The following is a 16,085-nucleotide window of genomic DNA, read 5'->3' as shown; positions in this document are numbered from 1 at the left end:
TTCAGTCCAGAAGGGGATCGCGGCCGCGCGCATGCTCGACCAGGTGATAGAGGGTGAAAAGGCTCGACAACACGCCGCAGATCGCCATCGGCAGGGCGCGCACGCCCTCGGGCACGCCCAGCATCGGGATCTGTCGGCCCCAGGTGTCGAGCGACAGCTGCCCGCCATAGACCGCAAGCGCGACAGAGAATGCCAGGACACCGAAGAGCGCCGAGAACCGAAGCGGCACCGAAAGGATCGGCGGCATCGCCTCGCGTATGAAATCGACCGAGAGGTGCGACTTCGTCCAGACGCCGACGGCACCCCCGAGAAACGTGATCCACACCACGAGAACGAGCGCGAGCTGCTCCACCCATGTCGGCGTGTCGTTGACCACGTAGCGTCCGTAAACCAGCCAGCCGAAGATCCCGATCAGGACCACAAGCTGCACGCCGGCGATCCCCATGCACACCGTCGCGATCCCGTGGAGGACGCGGTAGGCGGGGTCCCGGGTCTGGCGTTCATCGGCGATCAGCATGGCGGCGCTTTCTGCAGGGGGCCGGTGCGGTCCGGGCGGCCCGAGGGCCGCCCGGTCGTCGGGTCAGCTCTGAGTGGCCCGGATGTCGTTGATAAAGCTCTCGAGATCGGGGTTGTTCTCGATGAACTGGTCGTAGATCGGCTGCATCGCCTCCTGGAATGCGGCGGGGTCTTCGACATCGTTCACCTGAACGCCGGCATCCATCACCTTCTGGCGGCTTTCCTCCGAACTGTCCGCCCAGAGCTCGCGCTGCTCTTCGGCCGCGGCGACGGCGGCCTCGCGCACGATCTCCTTGTCCTCGTCGGACACGCTTTCCCATGTGTCGGCCGAGATGCAGATGCACTCGGGCAGGATCAGGTGGTTTGTGTTCGAGTAGAAGCCGGCCACCTCGAAGTGGTTGGACGTGTCAAAGGACGGCCAGTTGTTCTCGGCCCCGTCGATGACGCCAGTGCTGAGCGACTGGTAGACCTCGGAATACGCCATCGGGGTTGCATTGCCGCCAAGCTGATCGACCATCTGCACGTAGAGATCGTTGTTCATGACGCGGAACTTCAGACCGTCGAGATCCGCGGGCGTGTTGATCGCGCGCTCGGTGTTGTAGAAGCTGCGCGCGCCGCTGTCGAACCAGGACAGCGCGATGATGCCTTCCTCGGCCAGAGCGTCGGCGAAACGGTCGCCGATCTCGCCGTCCATCACCTCGTGCATGTTGTCGAGGTCGGTGAAGAGGAAGGGCAGGGACAGCACGTTCGTGGCCGACACGATCTGTCCCATCGGGCCCATGTTGAAGTTGGCGAAGTCGAGCCCGCCGTTGCGCAGTTGCTCGATCGCGTCCGGCTGCGCGCCGAGCACGCCGTTGTGGTAGACCTGCGGCTCGATCCGGCCCTCGGTCCGCTCCGCCACCATCTCTGCGAAGCTCTCGAGGGCAACGCCGTTGGGGTAGTCCTCGGGGTGGATGTTCCAGCCGCGCCATTCCTCGGCCGCGCTGGGCAGAGCCGTTGCGCCGGCGATCAGCGCGGCAAGGGCTGTGGTCGTGATGGTCTTGGTCATGTCGCTGTCTCCTCCGCTTTCGATGCAGGTTGTATGACAACTTGTGGCATAAGCTGTCAACAGGTAGGATGACGCTGAAACCAAAGCGGGAGAACGACGATGGACATGACCGCGGGAACGGGCAAGACGCGGCGCAATCTCGTGGCTGAACTTGTCGGCGCGCTCGGCGCCGAGATCGCAGACGGTACGTTCCGGCCGGGCGACAAGTTGCCCTCCGAGGCGCGGCTGACCGAGCGGTTCGGTGTCTCGCGCACGGTCGTTCGCGAAGCCATCGCCGGATTGCGGGCAGACGGGCTCGTTGCCCCGCGTCAGGGCGCCGGCGTGTTCGTTCTGGAGCGTCCGGAGGAGCCGGAAAAGCCGTTTCATATCGTTGATTACGAAAGAATTTCTTCGGTTGTCGAGATGCTGGAACTGCGCGTCGCAGTCGAGATGGAGGCGGCCGCGCTCGCTGCGCAGCGGCGCTCGCCCTTGCAGGAAGAAGCGATCTTCGATGCCGCCGCCGAAATGCGCCGCTGTCTGGAAAGCGGGGCGTCGACCAAAGAGGCCGACCAGCGCTTCCATCTCGCTGTGGCGGACGCCACCAACAACCCGAGGTTCCGCGAGTTCCTGGAGGTGTTGGGCCTGTCGATGATTCCGCGCGCCGCACTTGCGGGGGGCGACCAGCGGGGCGATCCCGCTTATATCGACATGATCGCGGGTGAGCACGAATCGATCGCAAGCGCCGTTTCCGTGGGCGATTCCGCTGCGGCACGTGATGCGATGCAGGCGCACTTGCGCAACTCGATGTCGCGCTACCGCGAACTCATAAGACGATAGGGAATAGTCATCATACGAATTATTGACAGGTCGATACTGGGCCGGTAAGCGGGATAAAACACCGGACAGAACGGAGCGTCTCGCGATGGATCCTCAATCGCTCAAGACCGCCCTCGGGGCAGGTCTGTTGTCATTCCCAGTCACGTCTTTCGATGACGCCAGCGCATTCGCTCCCGACCCGTACAAGGCGCACGTGAACTGGCTGTCGGGCTACCCGGCAAGCGCGCTCTTCGCGGCGGGCGGCACCGGCGAGATGTTCTCGCTGACACCCGACGAGATTCCGCAGGTGGTGCGTGCGGCCAAGGAGGCGGCCGGCGACACGCCGATTGTCGCGGGCTGCGGCTATGGCACCGAGATCGCGATCGGCATCGCGCGCGAGGTCGAGAAGGTCGGCGCGGACGGTATCCTGCTCTTGCCGCACTACCTGACCGAGGCGCCGCAGGAGGGACTGGCCGATCACGTGCGCGCCGTCTGCCGGTCCGTTGGGATCGGCGTGACGATCTACAACCGCGGCAACTCGAAATTCGCGCCGGACACTGTCGCGCGCCTGTGCGACGAGCTGCCCAACCTCGTGGGGTTCAAGGACGGTGGCGGCGAGGTCGGGAAGATGCGCCAGATCACCGCCAAGATGGGGGACCGGCTGGTCTATCTCGGCGGGTTGCCGACGGCCGAGGTGTTCGCCGAGGCGTATCTCGCCGCGGGGTTCAGCACCTATTCCTCGGCGGTGTTCAACTTCGTGCCGCGGCTGGCGATCGAGTTCTACGACAGCCTGCACGCCGGGAACCGGGCTCGGTGCGAAGAGATCCTCAACGACTTCTTCTATCCGTTTCTCGAGCTGCGCGACCGGCGCGCGGGCTATGCCGTCGCCGCGATCAAGGCCGGCGTGCGGCTTCAGGGCTTCGATGCGGGGCCCGTGCGCCCGCCGCTCTGCGACCTGACGGACGCGGAGATGGAGACGCTGCAAGGGATCATCGGGACCGAACAGCGATGAAGATCGAAGAGGTCCGCACGCACCTGCTCGACCACGAGCTGGATGTTCCCTTCGAGAGCGCCTCGATGCGGTTCGATCGGCGGATGCACCTTCTGGTCGAGATCGTCTGCGACGACGGCACGACCGGCTGGGGCGAATGCCTCGGTCCTGCAGGCCCGAACGCGGCGGTCGTCGCGGCGTATGCCGGGCGCCTCCGCGGCGCCGACCCGCTTCAGACGGAGCGTATCTGGGCGGAGCTCTACAACGCGTTGCGCGATCAGGGGCAGCGCGGCCTGACGATCACGGCGTTGTCGGGCATCGACGTCGCGCTGTGGGACATCAAGGGCAAGGCGTTGGGCCAGCCGGTCTCGGTTCTCCTCGGCGGCCGCTTCCGTGAGCGTGTGCGCGCCTACGCGACCGGGTCGTTCCGGCGCGACGGCGTCGACCGTGTGGAGGACAACGCCGCCGAGGCCGCGCGCCATCGCGACGCGGGCTTTCACGCGATGAAGATAAAGATCGGATTTGGCGTCGAGGAGGATCTGCGCGTAATCGCGGCGGTGCGCGAGGCGATGGGCCCGGACATGCGCCTGATGATCGACGCGAACCACGGCTACGACGTCCTCGAGGCGGTCGAACTGGGCAATCGCGCCGCGCGTTACGGCATCGACTGGTTCGAAGAGCCGGTCGTGCCGGAGCACCTCGCCGCCTATCGTGAAGTGCGGGCCCGACAGCCGATCCCGGTCGCCGGTGGCGAGACATGGCATGCCCGCTGGGCCTTCCGAGAGCCGCTGGAGACGCGTGCCGTCGATATTGCGCAGCCCGATCTCTGCGGCTGCGGTGGCTTCACGGAAATGAGGCGCATCGCGGACATGGCCTCGCTTCACGGTATCCGACTGGTGCCGCATGTCTGGGGGACTGCGGTGCAGATCGCCGCCTCTCTGCAATGGATGGCGGCGATGGTGCCGAGCCCGGTGCGGCGCGATCCCGTCGAGCCGATCCTCGAATTCGACCGCACTCACAATCCGTTCCGGCAGGCCGTCGTGACACAGCCGATCGAGCACGAGGGCGGCGTCGTCGTGATCCCGGACGGACCGGGTCTCGGGATCGAGATCAACCGCGACGCGCTCGCGCGTTTTGCCCCCGGAGCATCCGCATGACCATCGTGCGCAAGATCACCGGTGCGTCGCCGCGGACCCGGTTGCCAGACGGTGTGGTCGATACCCAGACGCACATGTACCTGCCGGGCTATCCGGCGATCGAGGGCGGTCCGCCGAACCCGCCGGGCGACTTGCCGACGCCCGACCAGTACCGACAGGTCATGGCGTGGCTCGGCATCGACCGCGTGGTGGTCACGCAGGGTAACGCCCAGCAGAAGGATCATGGCAACCTCCTCGCTGCGCTGGCCGAGATGGGAGAGGCGGCGCGCGGCATCGGCTGTATCGATGGCGAGACGTCGGAGGCCGAGCTGGATCGGCTCGCGGCGGCCGGCGTGGTCGGTGCGCGGATCATGGACCTGCCGGGCGGCGCCGTACCGTTGTCGCAGCTGGACGCGGTGGCAGAGCGTGCCCGCGCGCGCGGCTGGCTGATGACCGTGCAGTTCGACGGCAGCCGGATCGAGGAGGAAGAGGGGCGCCTCGCCAGGTTGAAGCAGCCGTGGATCCTCGATCACCATGCCAAGATCTTCGATGGCCCGACCGAGGGGCGAAAGGCGGCGATCAAACGCCTGCTCGACACCGGCTTCTGCTATTTCAAGTTCGCCGCGTGCTACGAGAGCAGCACCGCCGGCCCGCCCGACTACGACGATGTCGCCGAGGTCGCTCGCGACATGGCCGCCCACGCCCCCGAGCGGATCGTCTGGGGCACGAACTGGCCGCACAACATGGCCAAGACGACGGACGCGTATCCAGACGATGCCGTGCTGCTCGACACCGTTGCCGCGTGGTTCCCGTCGGAGCGCGCGTTCCGCACGGCACTGGTCGACACGCCGGACCGATTGTTCTTCGCGGGACGCTAGGGCATTCGATTGCACTGCACCGCCGGCGGGAGGGTCCGGCCCGGCCATCGCCCGTCGCGCGCCAACGGGAAGAGCGTGGGCCGAGGCGGTCGACCGGCCGCCCGATCCGGTGCAGGATCCGTGCATGCCGCAGGACACGTCAGAAGGGCTGCTGATTGGCGCCGCCGTTGGAAGCGGGATCGCCGCGCAGACGGCCGAGGTCGGAGGTGCCGACCTCCTTCTGGCGGTCAATGCCGCGCGGATGCGGAACATGGGCGCCCCGTCGATCGCGAGCATGCTGCCGTGCCACGCGGCGACGGCGATGACCGATGCGTTTGCGGCGCGCGAGATCCTCCCGCGTGTGTCGGTGCCCGTCCTCCTCGGCATCAATTGCTGGGATCCGGATTTCACGCCCGAGTCCGCTGTCGACCGGGTTGCCGAACAGGGCTTTGCAGGTGCGGTCAATTTCCCCAACACCACCCTGATGCCACGCGCGATGCGACAGATCCTCGATCGGGCCGGCCGCGGGTTCCGGCGCGAGATCGAGGCGCTGGCGCGCGTGCAGTCGGCGGGATACCGGGCGCTCTACTATTGCGGGGCGCGCGAACATGCGCAGGCGGCAGCGGAGGCAGGGATCGACATGATCCTGCTGAACTTCGGATGGAACGCCGGCGGCTCGCTCGGCCATGCGCAGCGCGCCTCGCTCGAGGAGGTCGGCCTGATCGCACGGGACTACGCGGCACTCGTGCGGCGCATCCACCCGGGCGCGCAGATCCTGCTGGAAGGTGGCCCGGTGGTGTCGGCGGAGGATCTGGGGCACGTGGCGAGGGTCGCGACCCTCGACGGCTATGTCGGAGGCTCGACGCTCGACCGGATGCCCTACGAGGAATCCGTCACCAACCGGATCGCGGGGTACCGGCAGGCAGGCCGTCGTCAGGACGCGCTCACCGAGCGGCAGGAGGCGCTCTTGCGCTGGGGCCGCCGTCACGGCTTCGCCGGTCGGTCCGGCCCCGTGCTCGCATGCCTCGAACACCTGGAGGCGCTGTCCGGCACGCGCCGCGCGATCGCGGTCACGCAGGAGCCGGGCACGCCCTTCGCGCCGACCCTCTCCGCGCTCGACGGCGGACGGCGGGATGCGCCCCACATCGACGGGCGGGACGATCCGGGCCCGCGCGTGTCGCGTCGCCTGTTCGGGCACGACGATGCAGACGGCTACGAGAGCGGGCTTCTGACCAGCCCGGGCAACGAGACGATCGTTCTGCGCGACATGCACCGGACGCTGCCGTCGCTGCAGCTGCGACTGGCGCGCAGCCTCGCGCACGGCGCGCTCGTGACATCCCGGCGCCGCCGGCGCATGCGGATCACGGCGCGGGTTATATTCCTGTTCGAGCGCGCGGCGGACGAGCCGCTCTTTCCGGACGACCTGCACCCGGACCTCGTCGGGCTCCTGTCCGGTTGGGCAGTGCGCATGCCACCCGTACGGCGACGCATCGACGATCTGCCCGACATCATGGCCGCCCGCGCTGCCGATGCGGGCCTTGGCTCCGCCGATCTGCCGCAGCTCAGTCCGGGCGCCCTTCATCGGCTGCGCCGCCACCCGTGGCCGGGCAACGAGGCCGAACTCGACCGGGTCATCGGCGGGCTCGTCGCGCGGAGCGCGAGCGAGGACGTGAGCGGGACCGAGATCGCAGCGCTTCTGGATGCGAACACCGCGGATCAGGCGCAGCCGGAGACCGCAACGGACCTCGAAAAACGCCAGATCGTAGAGGCGCTCTGGCGCAACGACTTCCACCGCGGTCGCACCGCCGAGGCGCTGCACATCTCGCGCAAGACGCTATACAACCGAATGGCGCGGCTCGGGCTCAACGACTGAGCTCCGTCGGGGGCATCAATCCTGCGTCGAGGCCGGATGCGTCTTCTCCCGCCGTGCGCAGCCCGATCATCGGGAGCCCGTCGCTTTGGCTGGCGATCGAACGCTCCAGCTCGACCCGGCGCGCCAAAGAGACTCCTCCGGTGGCGAATTCGGGAACCGGGGGCACGACGAGGAGCGCGTTTGGCCGTGCGGCGAGTGCCACGTCCACGTCGCGGCGTGTCGATACCGTGGCGATGGTGGACAGACCGGCGCGGCGGAGATCGGAGAGAACGCGCATCTCGCGCGCATGGTCGAGATCGACCTCGGAGAGGTAGCGCCTGAAAGCGTGCTCGTGCTGTCCGACACTCGGGAAGTTGCAGACCCACCGGCGGTGCCTGGCGATGCGACGCGACAGCCGTTCGGTCAGCAGGTTCGGGTCGGCGAGGAACAGCCCGAGCGCCGGCGGCGCGACATCGCCGAGATCGTCAAGGACATCCTGGGCGCCCCCGGCATTCGGCAGCAGCAGCGCGACGGCTGGCGGCATTTCCATGGCCGGGATGCCGGCGCGCGCGGTGACGATCGCCTCGGGCAGGTGGTTGGCGGCGGTGCCGAAGGGGTGGATCGGCCATTTGGAGAATCTACGCATTCCGCACCAAAGTTACCCAATCTTACTCAATAAAAGGCGTCCCGCCTGTTGAGCGAACGTCTTTCCGCGTGAAATGCTCAACTCATCGCGGACGAGCGTGGCCCTGCCACACCGCGATGCGGGAGGACAATCCGGATCGGCGGCATCCCCGAGGATGCGCTGGCCAGCGACGCGGTGCGCGTCGCCGGACGGAGAGGTCGTGCCCGCAGACCACCGGGAGGAGACGCCGCATATGCGCTGCACCAAGACGCCACGACCGGATCGGCCATGATCGAGACGCTGGCCGACATCAATTGGCGCCTCTTTGCCATCGTGACGCTGAACGGTCTGACGCTCGCGTCGCTCTACTTCATCGTGGCGAGCGGCTTTTCCCTGATCTTCGGGCTTATGCGCGTGGTGAACATGGCGCACGGCTCGCTCTATCTGCTTGGCGCCTATGTCGGTTTCGAGGTGTCGGAGGCCACCGGCAGCTGGATCGTCGGCATCCTCGCCGCCGGTCTCGTGGTGGCTGCCGCCGGCGCGGCGTTGCAGGTGTCGATCCTGTCGTGGATGCAGGGACAGGATCTGCGACAGGCTCTGGCGACGATCGGTGTCTCCATCGTCGCCGCCGACCTGATGCTGGCGCAATGGGGCGGCTCCGCCTACCAGATCGCGCTGCCCGACGCGGTGTCGACATTCGTGCCGGTGCCCGTCGCCGGGCGCTACGCAATGGCGCGGCTGATGCTGATCGGCTTCGCGCTGGTGATCGGCATCGCGCTCTGGCTGATCCTCAATCGCACGCGTATCGGGATGCTCATCCGCGCCGGCGTGGACGACCGCCGCATGCTCGAGGCGATGGGCGTCAACGTGCCGCTGGTCTTCGTCGGCGTCTTTGCCATAGGGGCCGGACTGGCCGGCATGGCCGGCGTGGTGGGCGGCTCGGTCCTGTCCGTTTCACCGGGTGAGGACGCGCGCTACCTGCTGTCGTCGCTGATCGTGGTGATCGTGGGCGGCATGGGGTCGATCCCAGGGGCGGCGATCGGCGCGCTGCTCGTGGCGATGGCCGAAACCTACGGGCTCGCCTACACGCCGACCTACGGCATCGTCTACACCTTCGCGATAATGGTCGCGGTGCTCGCGGTGCGGCCGCAGGGCCTTCTGGGGAGGGCCGCCTGATGCGCTGGATCCTCCCTCTCGCGGTGATCGTCCTGCTGCTGGTCTATCCGTTCGTGGTCAACAGCTTCTGGCTGGTGCAGATCGGCGGCCGCACGCTGGGCTTCGGGACCATCGTCCTCAGCCTTGTCTTCCTGACCGCCTATACCGGCATGCTCAGCCTCGCGCAGATGACCGTGGCGGGCGTAGCGGGCTATGCGACCGCCTATTTCACTGCGCCGACGGGTGGGGTGGGGCTTCTGCTGCCGTGGCCGGTAGCGCTGGTGCTGGCACTGGCGCTCGCCACGCTCGCCGGGCTTCTGATCGGCCTCGTCGCGGTGCGCACACGCGGAATCTACACGCTGATGATCACGCTCGCCGTGGCGATGGCCTTCTACTACCTGACGCTCCAGAACTACGACATCTTCAACGGGTTCACCGGCTTCAACAATGTCGAGCCGCCGGTGATCCTCGGTCTCGACCTCGGCGCGAACCTGCCATTCTACTACATGAGCGTCGTGCTCGCCGCGTCCTGCTACCTGGGCGTCCGCCACGTGGTGCGCACACCCTTCGGCCTCGCGCTGCAGGGCGTGCGCGACGAACCCGACCGGCTGCGCGCGCTCGGCTTCAACGTGCCGCTCCTGAGGGTTCTGGCGTTCGGGCTGGCGGGGTTCATCGCCGGGATCGGCGGCATTCTGAACGTCTGGCTCAACGCCTCGATCTCGCCCGGCTCGGTCGCGCTGAACCCGGTAATCGACGTGCTGATGGCCGGCGTCCTTGGCGGGATCGGCCACCCGGCGGGAGCCTATGTCGGCGCCTTCGTGTTCACGATCGTCGACAACTTCGCCATCGATTTCATCGCCCGCGAACGATTCAACACACTGATCGGCCTCGTTTTCCTGGCCATCGTGCTGTTCTCGCCCGACGGGCTCACGGGCCTTGTCCGCCGCGCATGGACGCGGGGGACCGGATGGGCACGCCGCGACCGCGGCGGCGCCCCCAAGACCGACGATATCGGCAAATGAGGAGGTATTCCGATATGACCACACAACGCTTCATGCTCGGCACGGCGGCCACGGTCGCGGCGCTCATGGGCACCACCGCGCTCGCGCAGGACGCCGAGACCATCACCATCGGCGGGCTCGCCACGCTCGAAGGCCCGTTCGCGGGCCCCGGCGAGGACGGCCTGCGCGGCGTCGAGCTCGCGATCGAGGAGTTCGGCGGCGAAATCGCCGGCCATCCGATCGAGTTCATCACCGCGTCGTCGGACGGCAACCCGGACGTGGCGCTCGAATCCGCGCGCCGGCTGGTCGAACAGGACGGCGCGGACATCCTCGTCGGCCCGCTTTCGGGGTCGGAAGGTATCCGCATCGCGCAATACGCCAAGGAGCAGCCGGGAACGACGTTCCTGAATGGCGGCTCGGCGGCGATCGAGACCACACTGGTGGACCCGGCCGAGAACTTCTTCCGCTTCAACACCGAGGGCGCGCAATGGACGTCGCCCTTGGGCGAATACGTTGTGAACGAGCGCGGCTGGGACAACATCGTCATCGTGTCCGAGGACTACTCTTTCCCCTACGCGCAGATCTTCGGCTTCATGGCGACGTACTGCGAAGCCGGCGGCACCGTGCAGGACAAGTACTTCACGCCTGTTGGCAACAACGACTACTCGTCGGTGATCGCCCAGCTTCCGCTCGAGGCGGGCGAGGTCGACGGCATGTACGTCGTGCTCGGCGGTTCCGATGCGGTGAACTTCCTGTCGCAATACGCGCAGATGGGCGGTCAGCTCCCCATCGTCGGCGGCACCAACGTGACCGACCAGACGGTCCTGACGACGCAGGGCCCGGCGCGCGAGCTTCTGCCCGGAATTCTGTCCTCGGGTCCGGTGTCGGACAACGCGGAACTGGAGGCGTGGCAGGAATTCACCCAGCGCTATCAGGACTACTTCGGGGACGAGGGGCTTCCGTCGCCGTCGCTCTTCGCGTCGAACTACTACACCAACACCAAGGCCGCGCTCCTCGCGCTTCAGGAGGTGGAAGGTGATCTGTCGAACGACCACGAGGCACTGAACGAGGCGCTCAGCAACCTCGAGTTCACCAGCCCGACCGGCACGGTGAGCCTCAACGAGAATCGGCAGGCGACCGCCGCGATCTACATCAACGAGGTCGTGGAGCAGGAGGATGGCAGCCTCGCGCTCGAACCGCTGGAGCGGATCGAGAACGTCGACCAGTATCTCGGCCTCGACCGCGAGGCGTACATGGAACTGGGCCTGCCGTCCCGCGATAACCCGTCCTGCCCGTCGTGATGCAGGCGGTCGACATGACCAAGGAGGAGGCCCTCGTCGTAGAGGGCCTCACCCGCCGCTTCGGCGCGCTCGTGGCGGTCGATGACGTGACCCTGCGCGTCGCACCGGGCGAGCGTCGGGCGGTGCTTGGCGCCAACGGCGCGGGCAAGACGACGCTCTTCAACATGATCGCCGGCGACCTTCCCCCGAGCGCGGGCTCGATCCGCCTGTTCGGCGAAGACATCACCGGCCTGTCCCCGCAGCGACGCGTGCTCGAGGGGGTGCGCCGCACCTACCAGAAATCATTGGTTTTCGGCGGCATGACCGTGCGCGACAATCTTTATGTCGCGGTCCGCGGCGCCACCGGACCACGGCTGGCGATCTGGACCCGCGCCGAACATCAGCCCGACCGGCATGAGACGGATACGCTGGCCGATCGCGTCGGTCTGACCGACCGGCTCGACACGTTGGCAAGCGAGCTCAGCCACGGCGAGCAGCGCCAGCTCGAGCTTGGCATGGCGCTGGCGCATCCGCCAAAACTGCTTCTGCTGGACGAACCGGCTGCCGGCCTGTCGACGCGTGAACGCGAGTCGCTCGTGGCGATGCTGGCAGACCTGCCGCGCGACCTGACGCTGATCCTGATCGAGCACGACCTCGATATCGCGCTGAAGGCCGTCGACTACGTGAGCGTCATGCACAACGGTCGTTTGCTGGCCGAGGGGACGCCGGCCGAGATCTCGGCCAACCAGGACATCCAGGACATCTACATGGGCCGCCATGGAAAATGACCCGCTTCTGAAGGTCGAGGACCTCGACGTCTATTACGGCTCCAGCCACGTCCTGCACGGCCTGTCGCTGGAGACGGGGACGGAGCCGCTGTCCATCGTCGGGCGGAACGGCATGGGCAAGACGACACTCTGCCAGGCGATCATGGGGCTTGTCACGGCCGCGCGGGGCGAGATCCGCCTCGCCGGCACCCGCATCAGTGGACAGCGCGCCTACAAGGTCGCGCGCGCCGGCGTCGGCTACGTTCCGCAGGGACGTCGCGTGTTCCGCTCGCTCAGCGTCGATGAGCACCTGCAACTCGTGGGCAAACCCGACGGCGAATGGACGATCGAGCGCATCTACGACACTTTCCCGCGCCTTGCGGAACGGCGCAGGAACGGCGGCGGGGCCCTGTCGGGCGGTGAGCAGCAGATGCTGGCGATCTCGCGCGCACTGCTTCTCAATCCGCGGCTTCTGGTGATGGACGAGCCGACCGAGGGCCTTGCACCGGTGATCGTGGATCACGTGGTCGACGTCCTGCGCGAGATCGGTCGCTCCGGCGTCGGGCTTCTTCTGGTCGAGCAGAACCTGAACGTCGCGACGCAGGTGTCGGACCGGATCATGGTGATGATGAACGGCGAGATCGCGCTCGAAACGGACGCGGACTCGCTGCTGAACGATCGCGCTCTGCGCAATCGTTACCTCGGCGTCGCCGCCGAGGCTTGAGGGAGGAGGACCGATGGTCAGACGCATTTATCTCGCGGGAACATGCGACACGAAGCTTCCGGAACTGGACTACGTCCGCGACCGGATCCGGTCGACCGGCGCAGAGGTCGCGCTCGTGGATCTTTCGACGACCCAGACGCCGCCGGATGGCGCCGACATCGCGGCGCGCGAGGTGGCCGCGTACCACCCCGAAGGCTCGGCCCGCGTCTTCACCGGCGACCGGGGCACCGCCGTCGCGGCGATGGCCGAGGCATTCGAGCGCTTCGTCACGACGCGCGAGGATCTCTCGGGGTTGATCGGTCTCGGCGGTTCGGGCGGCACCGCACTCATCACCCCGGCGATGCGCGCGCTTGGCGTCGGCGTGCCGAAGCTCATGGTCTCCACCGTCGCGTCGGGGAACGTCGCGCCCTATGTCGGCCCGACCGACGTGACGATGATGTATTCGGTCACCGATGTCGGCGGCCTCAACCGCATCTCGCGCAGGGTCATGGCGAACGCCGCCGGCGCCATTGCCGGGATGGCCCGCGCCGAGGTGCCGCCGGCGGACGTGAAGCCCGCGCTCGGCCTGACCATGTTCGGCGTCACCACGATATGCGTGAGCCAGACGGTAGAGCGGCTGTCGGAAGAGTACGATTGCCTCGTTTTCCATGCCACCGGCACCGGCGGCCAGTCGATGGAGAAACTCGTCGATTCCGGGCTGGTCGAGGGCGTCATCGACACCACGACCACGGAAATCTGCGACCTCCTGTTCGGCGGTGTATTCGCGGCGACCGAGGATCGGCTGGGCGCCATCGCGCGCACGAAAGTGCCCTATGTGGGATCCGTCGGCGCACTCGACATGGTCAATTTCGGCGCGCCCGACACCGTGCCGGAGCGGTATGCCGACCGGCTGTTCTACGAGCACAATCCGCAGGTCACCCTGATGCGCACCACCGCCGAGGAAAACGCCGAGATGGGCCGCTGGCTGGGTCAGAAGCTGAACGCCTGCGACGGTCCGGTGCGGTTCCTGCTGCCCGAGGGCGGAGTTTCCGCGCTCGACGCGCCTGGCGCGGCCTTCCACGACGACGCGGCGCGCGCCGCGCTGTTCGATGCGCTCGAGAGCACGGTCGAACAATCGGACACGCGCCGGCTGGTGCGCGTGCCTCATCACATCAACGATCCCGCCTTTGCCGACGCGCTCGTATCGGCCTGGCGGGAGACAACGACAGGAGGTCAGTGATGCCCCGCATTCCGCGCGAGGAGATCCTCGCCAAGTTCCACCGCATGATCGACGACGGCCAGCCGATCGTCGGCGGCGGTGCCGGCACGGGCCTCTCGGCCAAGTGCGAGGAGGCCGGCGGGATCGACCTCATCGTCATCTACAATTCCGGCCGCTACCGCATGGCCGGGCGCGGTTCGCTCGCGGGGATGCTGGCCTACGGCAACGCCAACGACATCGTCATGGAGATGTCGCGCGAGGTGCTGCCGGTGGTGCGCGAGACGCCGGTCCTTGCCGGTGTGAACGGGACCGATCCGTTCTGCAACTTCGACTGGTTCCTCGATCAGCTGGGCGCGGTCGGCTTCTCGGGCATACAGAACTTCCCGACCGTGGGCCTGATCGACGGCACGTTCCGCGCGAACCTCGAGGAGACGGGCATGGGCTACGGGCTCGAGGTCGATCTGGTCTCTCGGGCCCGGCACAAGGATTTGCTGACCACGCCCTACGTGTTCAACGCCGGCGACGCCGAAGAGATGACACGCGCCGGGGCCGATATCGTGGTGGCGCATATGGGGCTGACCACGGGCGGGGCGATCGGCGCGGAGACCGCCCTGACGCTCGAGGATTGCGCGGACGAGATCAACGCGATCGCCGAAGCCGCCCGCGCCGTGCGCGACGACGTGATCGTGCTCTGTCACGGCGGCCCGATCGCGATGCCCGACGACGCGGCGTTCATCCTCGACAATTGCCGCGGCTGCCACGGCTTCTACGGCGCGAGCTCGATGGAGCGGCTGCCGGTCGAAAACGCGCTCATCGCGCAGACGCGCGAGTTCAAGGCGCTGAAACCCGGCAAGGCCAAGTGAGGGAGAAGAGAATGGCGAAGGTCTATATCAGCGACATCATCGAGGCCCCCGTAGACAAGGTCTGGGCGCTCGCCCGGGATTTCAACGGCCACGGCGAGTGGCACCCCCGGATCGCGGAGAGCACGATCGAAGACGGGCTTCCGCCGGATCAGGTGGGGTGCGTGCGCAACTTCACCCTGTCGGACGGCGGGCATCTGCGCGAGCGGTTGCTGAGTTTCAGCGATCTCGATCATGCCTTCACCTATTCGATCCTCGTGTCGCCAATGCCGATCGAGAACTACGTCGCCACCTTCCGCTGCACGCCGGTGACGGAGCGCGGCGCAACCTTCGTCGAATGGTGGGCCACGTTCGAGGTCGGCGCCGAGGACGAACCCGACATCCGGCAGGCCGTGGGAAAGGACACGTTCGCAGCGGGCATCCGTGCGCTTGCGGAGCGTCTCGAATAGAGATGACGATTTCAGAGGCGGGGCGGGCCACCTGACGCACGAGGCCGTGGCGATCTCCGGAGCTGCGGGCCAGATCAGGGGCTCAGGTGGTCCGGGTCGCCGCGCGCCCAGAAGTGCGTGCGACACCGGCACCGGCGGATCGGCGAGTGGCAGCGCGCCCGTCCGTCTTGAACGCAGGAGGTACGAGCGCGTCTCGTCGCGCACGAGCGATCGACCTCGCCACGTGACTGCGGCACACACACGCCGCTCGGGCCAACGCCACCGGTCGACCCGAAAGAACGAGGCGGCGGAGCCCTTCGACCTGTCGTGGCGCCCGACGCCTAGGCGTGCGGGTAACTGCGGACCACGTAGACGGAGCAGGGCGCGTAAGCCACGACATGGCTGGCGGTGGTCCCGAGAAGATAGTCCTTCACCTTCGGATTTGCCGACTTCATGACGATGACATCGGCCTTGCGCTCCTTGGCGAGCCGGACGATCTCGCGGTGGGTCGATCCCTTGCGGACGGCAGTTTCCACCTCGACGCCATCGGCGGGGTGCGTCTTCAGGAACTTGCGCAACTCTTCTTTCCAGAAACCCTCGACGTCGCGGATGTTGAGATTGCGCTCGAACTCCGGGGCGACCGTCGCCAGGATGAGCTTGGCCCCTCGGAACTTGGCCATCGTCACCGCTTGCTCATACTCGCTGTAATCCAGCTCGGTATGCCTGAGGTTGATCGGACACAGGATGAGTTTCGTCTCTTGTGGCATCGTCTCTGCTCCAATCTCGTCGTTCCAAACCGCTTTCCGATTTCAATTCAGGTGGTGCGATAGGGAAAGTGTAAAATTCGAGACC

Annotated in this window: 17 protein-coding genes; 13 read left to right on the top strand and 4 right to left on the bottom strand. The window is 67.1% G+C overall.

What is annotated here, in order from left to right; genetic code table 11:
* Position 1 precedes the first annotated feature (1 nt).
* Both ROJ8625_RS00875 and ROJ8625_RS00870 read right to left on the bottom strand, forming a co-directional pair.
* The gene (locus ROJ8625_RS00875) at positions 2-517 is read right to left on the bottom strand and encodes a TRAP transporter small permease (RefSeq protein ID WP_085789966.1); all 516 of its coding nucleotides are present in this window, start codon (positions 515-517) and stop codon (positions 2-4) included.
* Positions 518-580: 63 nt separating this feature from the next.
* Positions 581-1,564 (bottom strand): TRAP transporter substrate-binding protein, encoded by a 984-nt coding sequence (locus tag ROJ8625_RS00870; protein ID WP_085789965.1) that lies wholly within the window; start codon positions 1,562-1,564, stop codon positions 581-583.
* 99 nt (positions 1,565-1,663) lie between these two features.
* Here ROJ8625_RS00870 and ROJ8625_RS00865 point away from each other — a divergent pair, with 99 nt between their 5' ends.
* The 5 genes from ROJ8625_RS00865 (at position 1,664) to ROJ8625_RS00845 (ending at position 7,216) form a co-directional block, all read left to right on the top strand.
* Entirely contained in the window at positions 1,664-2,380 is a 717-nt protein-coding gene (locus tag ROJ8625_RS00865) for a FadR/GntR family transcriptional regulator (RefSeq protein WP_085789964.1), read from the top strand.
* Positions 2,381-2,465: 85 nt separating this feature from the next.
* The gene (kdgD, locus tag ROJ8625_RS00860) at positions 2,466-3,371 is read left to right on the top strand and encodes a 5-dehydro-4-deoxyglucarate dehydratase (protein WP_085789963.1); all 906 of its coding nucleotides are present in this window, start codon (positions 2,466-2,468) and stop codon (positions 3,369-3,371) included.
* Complete coding sequence (locus ROJ8625_RS00855; protein WP_085789962.1) at positions 3,368-4,507, top strand: mandelate racemase/muconate lactonizing enzyme family protein; 1,140 nt, start codon at positions 3,368-3,370, stop codon at positions 4,505-4,507. Before kdgD ends, ROJ8625_RS00855 begins: the two co-directional genes overlap by 4 nt.
* Positions 4,504-5,364 (top strand): amidohydrolase family protein, encoded by an 861-nt coding sequence (locus tag ROJ8625_RS00850; RefSeq protein ID WP_085789961.1) that lies wholly within the window; start codon positions 4,504-4,506, stop codon positions 5,362-5,364. The genes ROJ8625_RS00855 and ROJ8625_RS00850 overlap by 4 nt, the downstream gene beginning before the upstream one ends.
* A gap of 124 nt (positions 5,365-5,488) precedes the next feature.
* A complete protein-coding gene (locus tag ROJ8625_RS00845) occupies positions 5,489-7,216 on the top strand; it encodes a phosphoenolpyruvate hydrolase family protein (protein ID WP_159456683.1) in 1,728 nt (575 codons plus the stop codon).
* Here the strand turns inward: ROJ8625_RS00845 and ROJ8625_RS00840 are convergent.
* Positions 7,206-7,841 (bottom strand): hypothetical protein, encoded by a 636-nt coding sequence (locus tag ROJ8625_RS00840; RefSeq protein ID WP_085789959.1) that lies wholly within the window; start codon positions 7,839-7,841, stop codon positions 7,206-7,208. The genes ROJ8625_RS00845 and ROJ8625_RS00840 overlap by 11 nt on opposite strands.
* Before the next feature lie 267 nt (positions 7,842-8,108).
* On the opposite strand from ROJ8625_RS00840, the gene ROJ8625_RS00835 reads away from it, so the two are divergent.
* Genes ROJ8625_RS00835 through ROJ8625_RS00800 form a run of 8 tightly spaced genes read left to right on the top strand, consistent with a single transcriptional unit; the run spans position 8,109 to position 15,254 of the window.
* On the top strand, positions 8,109-8,996 hold the full coding sequence (locus ROJ8625_RS00835; protein WP_085789958.1) for a branched-chain amino acid ABC transporter permease: 888 nt from the start codon (positions 8,109-8,111) through the stop codon (positions 8,994-8,996).
* Positions 8,996-9,997 carry a branched-chain amino acid ABC transporter permease gene (locus ROJ8625_RS00830; protein ID WP_085789957.1) on the top strand — a complete coding sequence of 334 codons (1,002 nt, stop codon included), beginning with the start codon at positions 8,996-8,998 and terminating at the stop codon, positions 9,995-9,997. The genes ROJ8625_RS00835 and ROJ8625_RS00830 overlap by 1 nt, the downstream gene beginning before the upstream one ends.
* Before the next feature lie 14 nt (positions 9,998-10,011).
* Positions 10,012-11,277 (top strand): ABC transporter substrate-binding protein, encoded by a 1,266-nt coding sequence (locus ROJ8625_RS00825; RefSeq protein WP_085789956.1) that lies wholly within the window; start codon positions 10,012-10,014, stop codon positions 11,275-11,277.
* 14 nt (positions 11,278-11,291) lie between these two features.
* The gene (locus tag ROJ8625_RS00820; RefSeq protein ID WP_234984122.1) at positions 11,292-12,044 is read left to right on the top strand and encodes an ABC transporter ATP-binding protein; all 753 of its coding nucleotides are present in this window, start codon (positions 11,292-11,294) and stop codon (positions 12,042-12,044) included.
* Entirely contained in the window at positions 12,034-12,747 is a 714-nt protein-coding gene (locus ROJ8625_RS21255; RefSeq protein ID WP_085789954.1) for an ABC transporter ATP-binding protein, read from the top strand. The genes ROJ8625_RS00820 and ROJ8625_RS21255 overlap by 11 nt, the downstream gene beginning before the upstream one ends.
* A gap of 13 nt (positions 12,748-12,760) precedes the next feature.
* On the top strand, positions 12,761-13,966 hold the full coding sequence (locus ROJ8625_RS21250) for a Tm-1-like ATP-binding domain-containing protein (protein ID WP_085789953.1): 1,206 nt from the start codon (positions 12,761-12,763) through the stop codon (positions 13,964-13,966).
* Positions 13,966-14,808, top strand: a complete 843-nt coding sequence (locus tag ROJ8625_RS00805) for a phosphoenolpyruvate hydrolase family protein (protein WP_085789952.1) — start codon at positions 13,966-13,968, stop codon at positions 14,806-14,808. The genes ROJ8625_RS21250 and ROJ8625_RS00805 overlap by 1 nt, the downstream gene beginning before the upstream one ends.
* A gap of 11 nt (positions 14,809-14,819) precedes the next feature.
* Positions 14,820-15,254, top strand: coding sequence for an SRPBCC family protein (locus ROJ8625_RS00800; RefSeq protein ID WP_085789951.1), 435 nt, complete (start codon positions 14,820-14,822; stop codon positions 15,252-15,254).
* A gap of 320 nt (positions 15,255-15,574) precedes the next feature.
* Here ROJ8625_RS00800 and ROJ8625_RS00795 read toward each other — a convergent pair whose 3' ends face one another.
* Entirely contained in the window at positions 15,575-16,000 is a 426-nt protein-coding gene (locus ROJ8625_RS00795; protein WP_085789950.1) for a universal stress protein, read from the bottom strand.
* Positions 16,001-16,085 lie beyond the last annotated feature (85 nt).

The sequence above is a fragment of the Roseivivax jejudonensis genome (assembly GCF_900172265.1).
GTDB classification, from domain to species: Bacteria; Pseudomonadota; Alphaproteobacteria; order Rhodobacterales; family Rhodobacteraceae; genus Roseivivax; species Roseivivax jejudonensis.
Note: the sequence above shows the minus strand (reverse complement) of the source record. Positions and strands in the feature narration are given on the sequence as shown.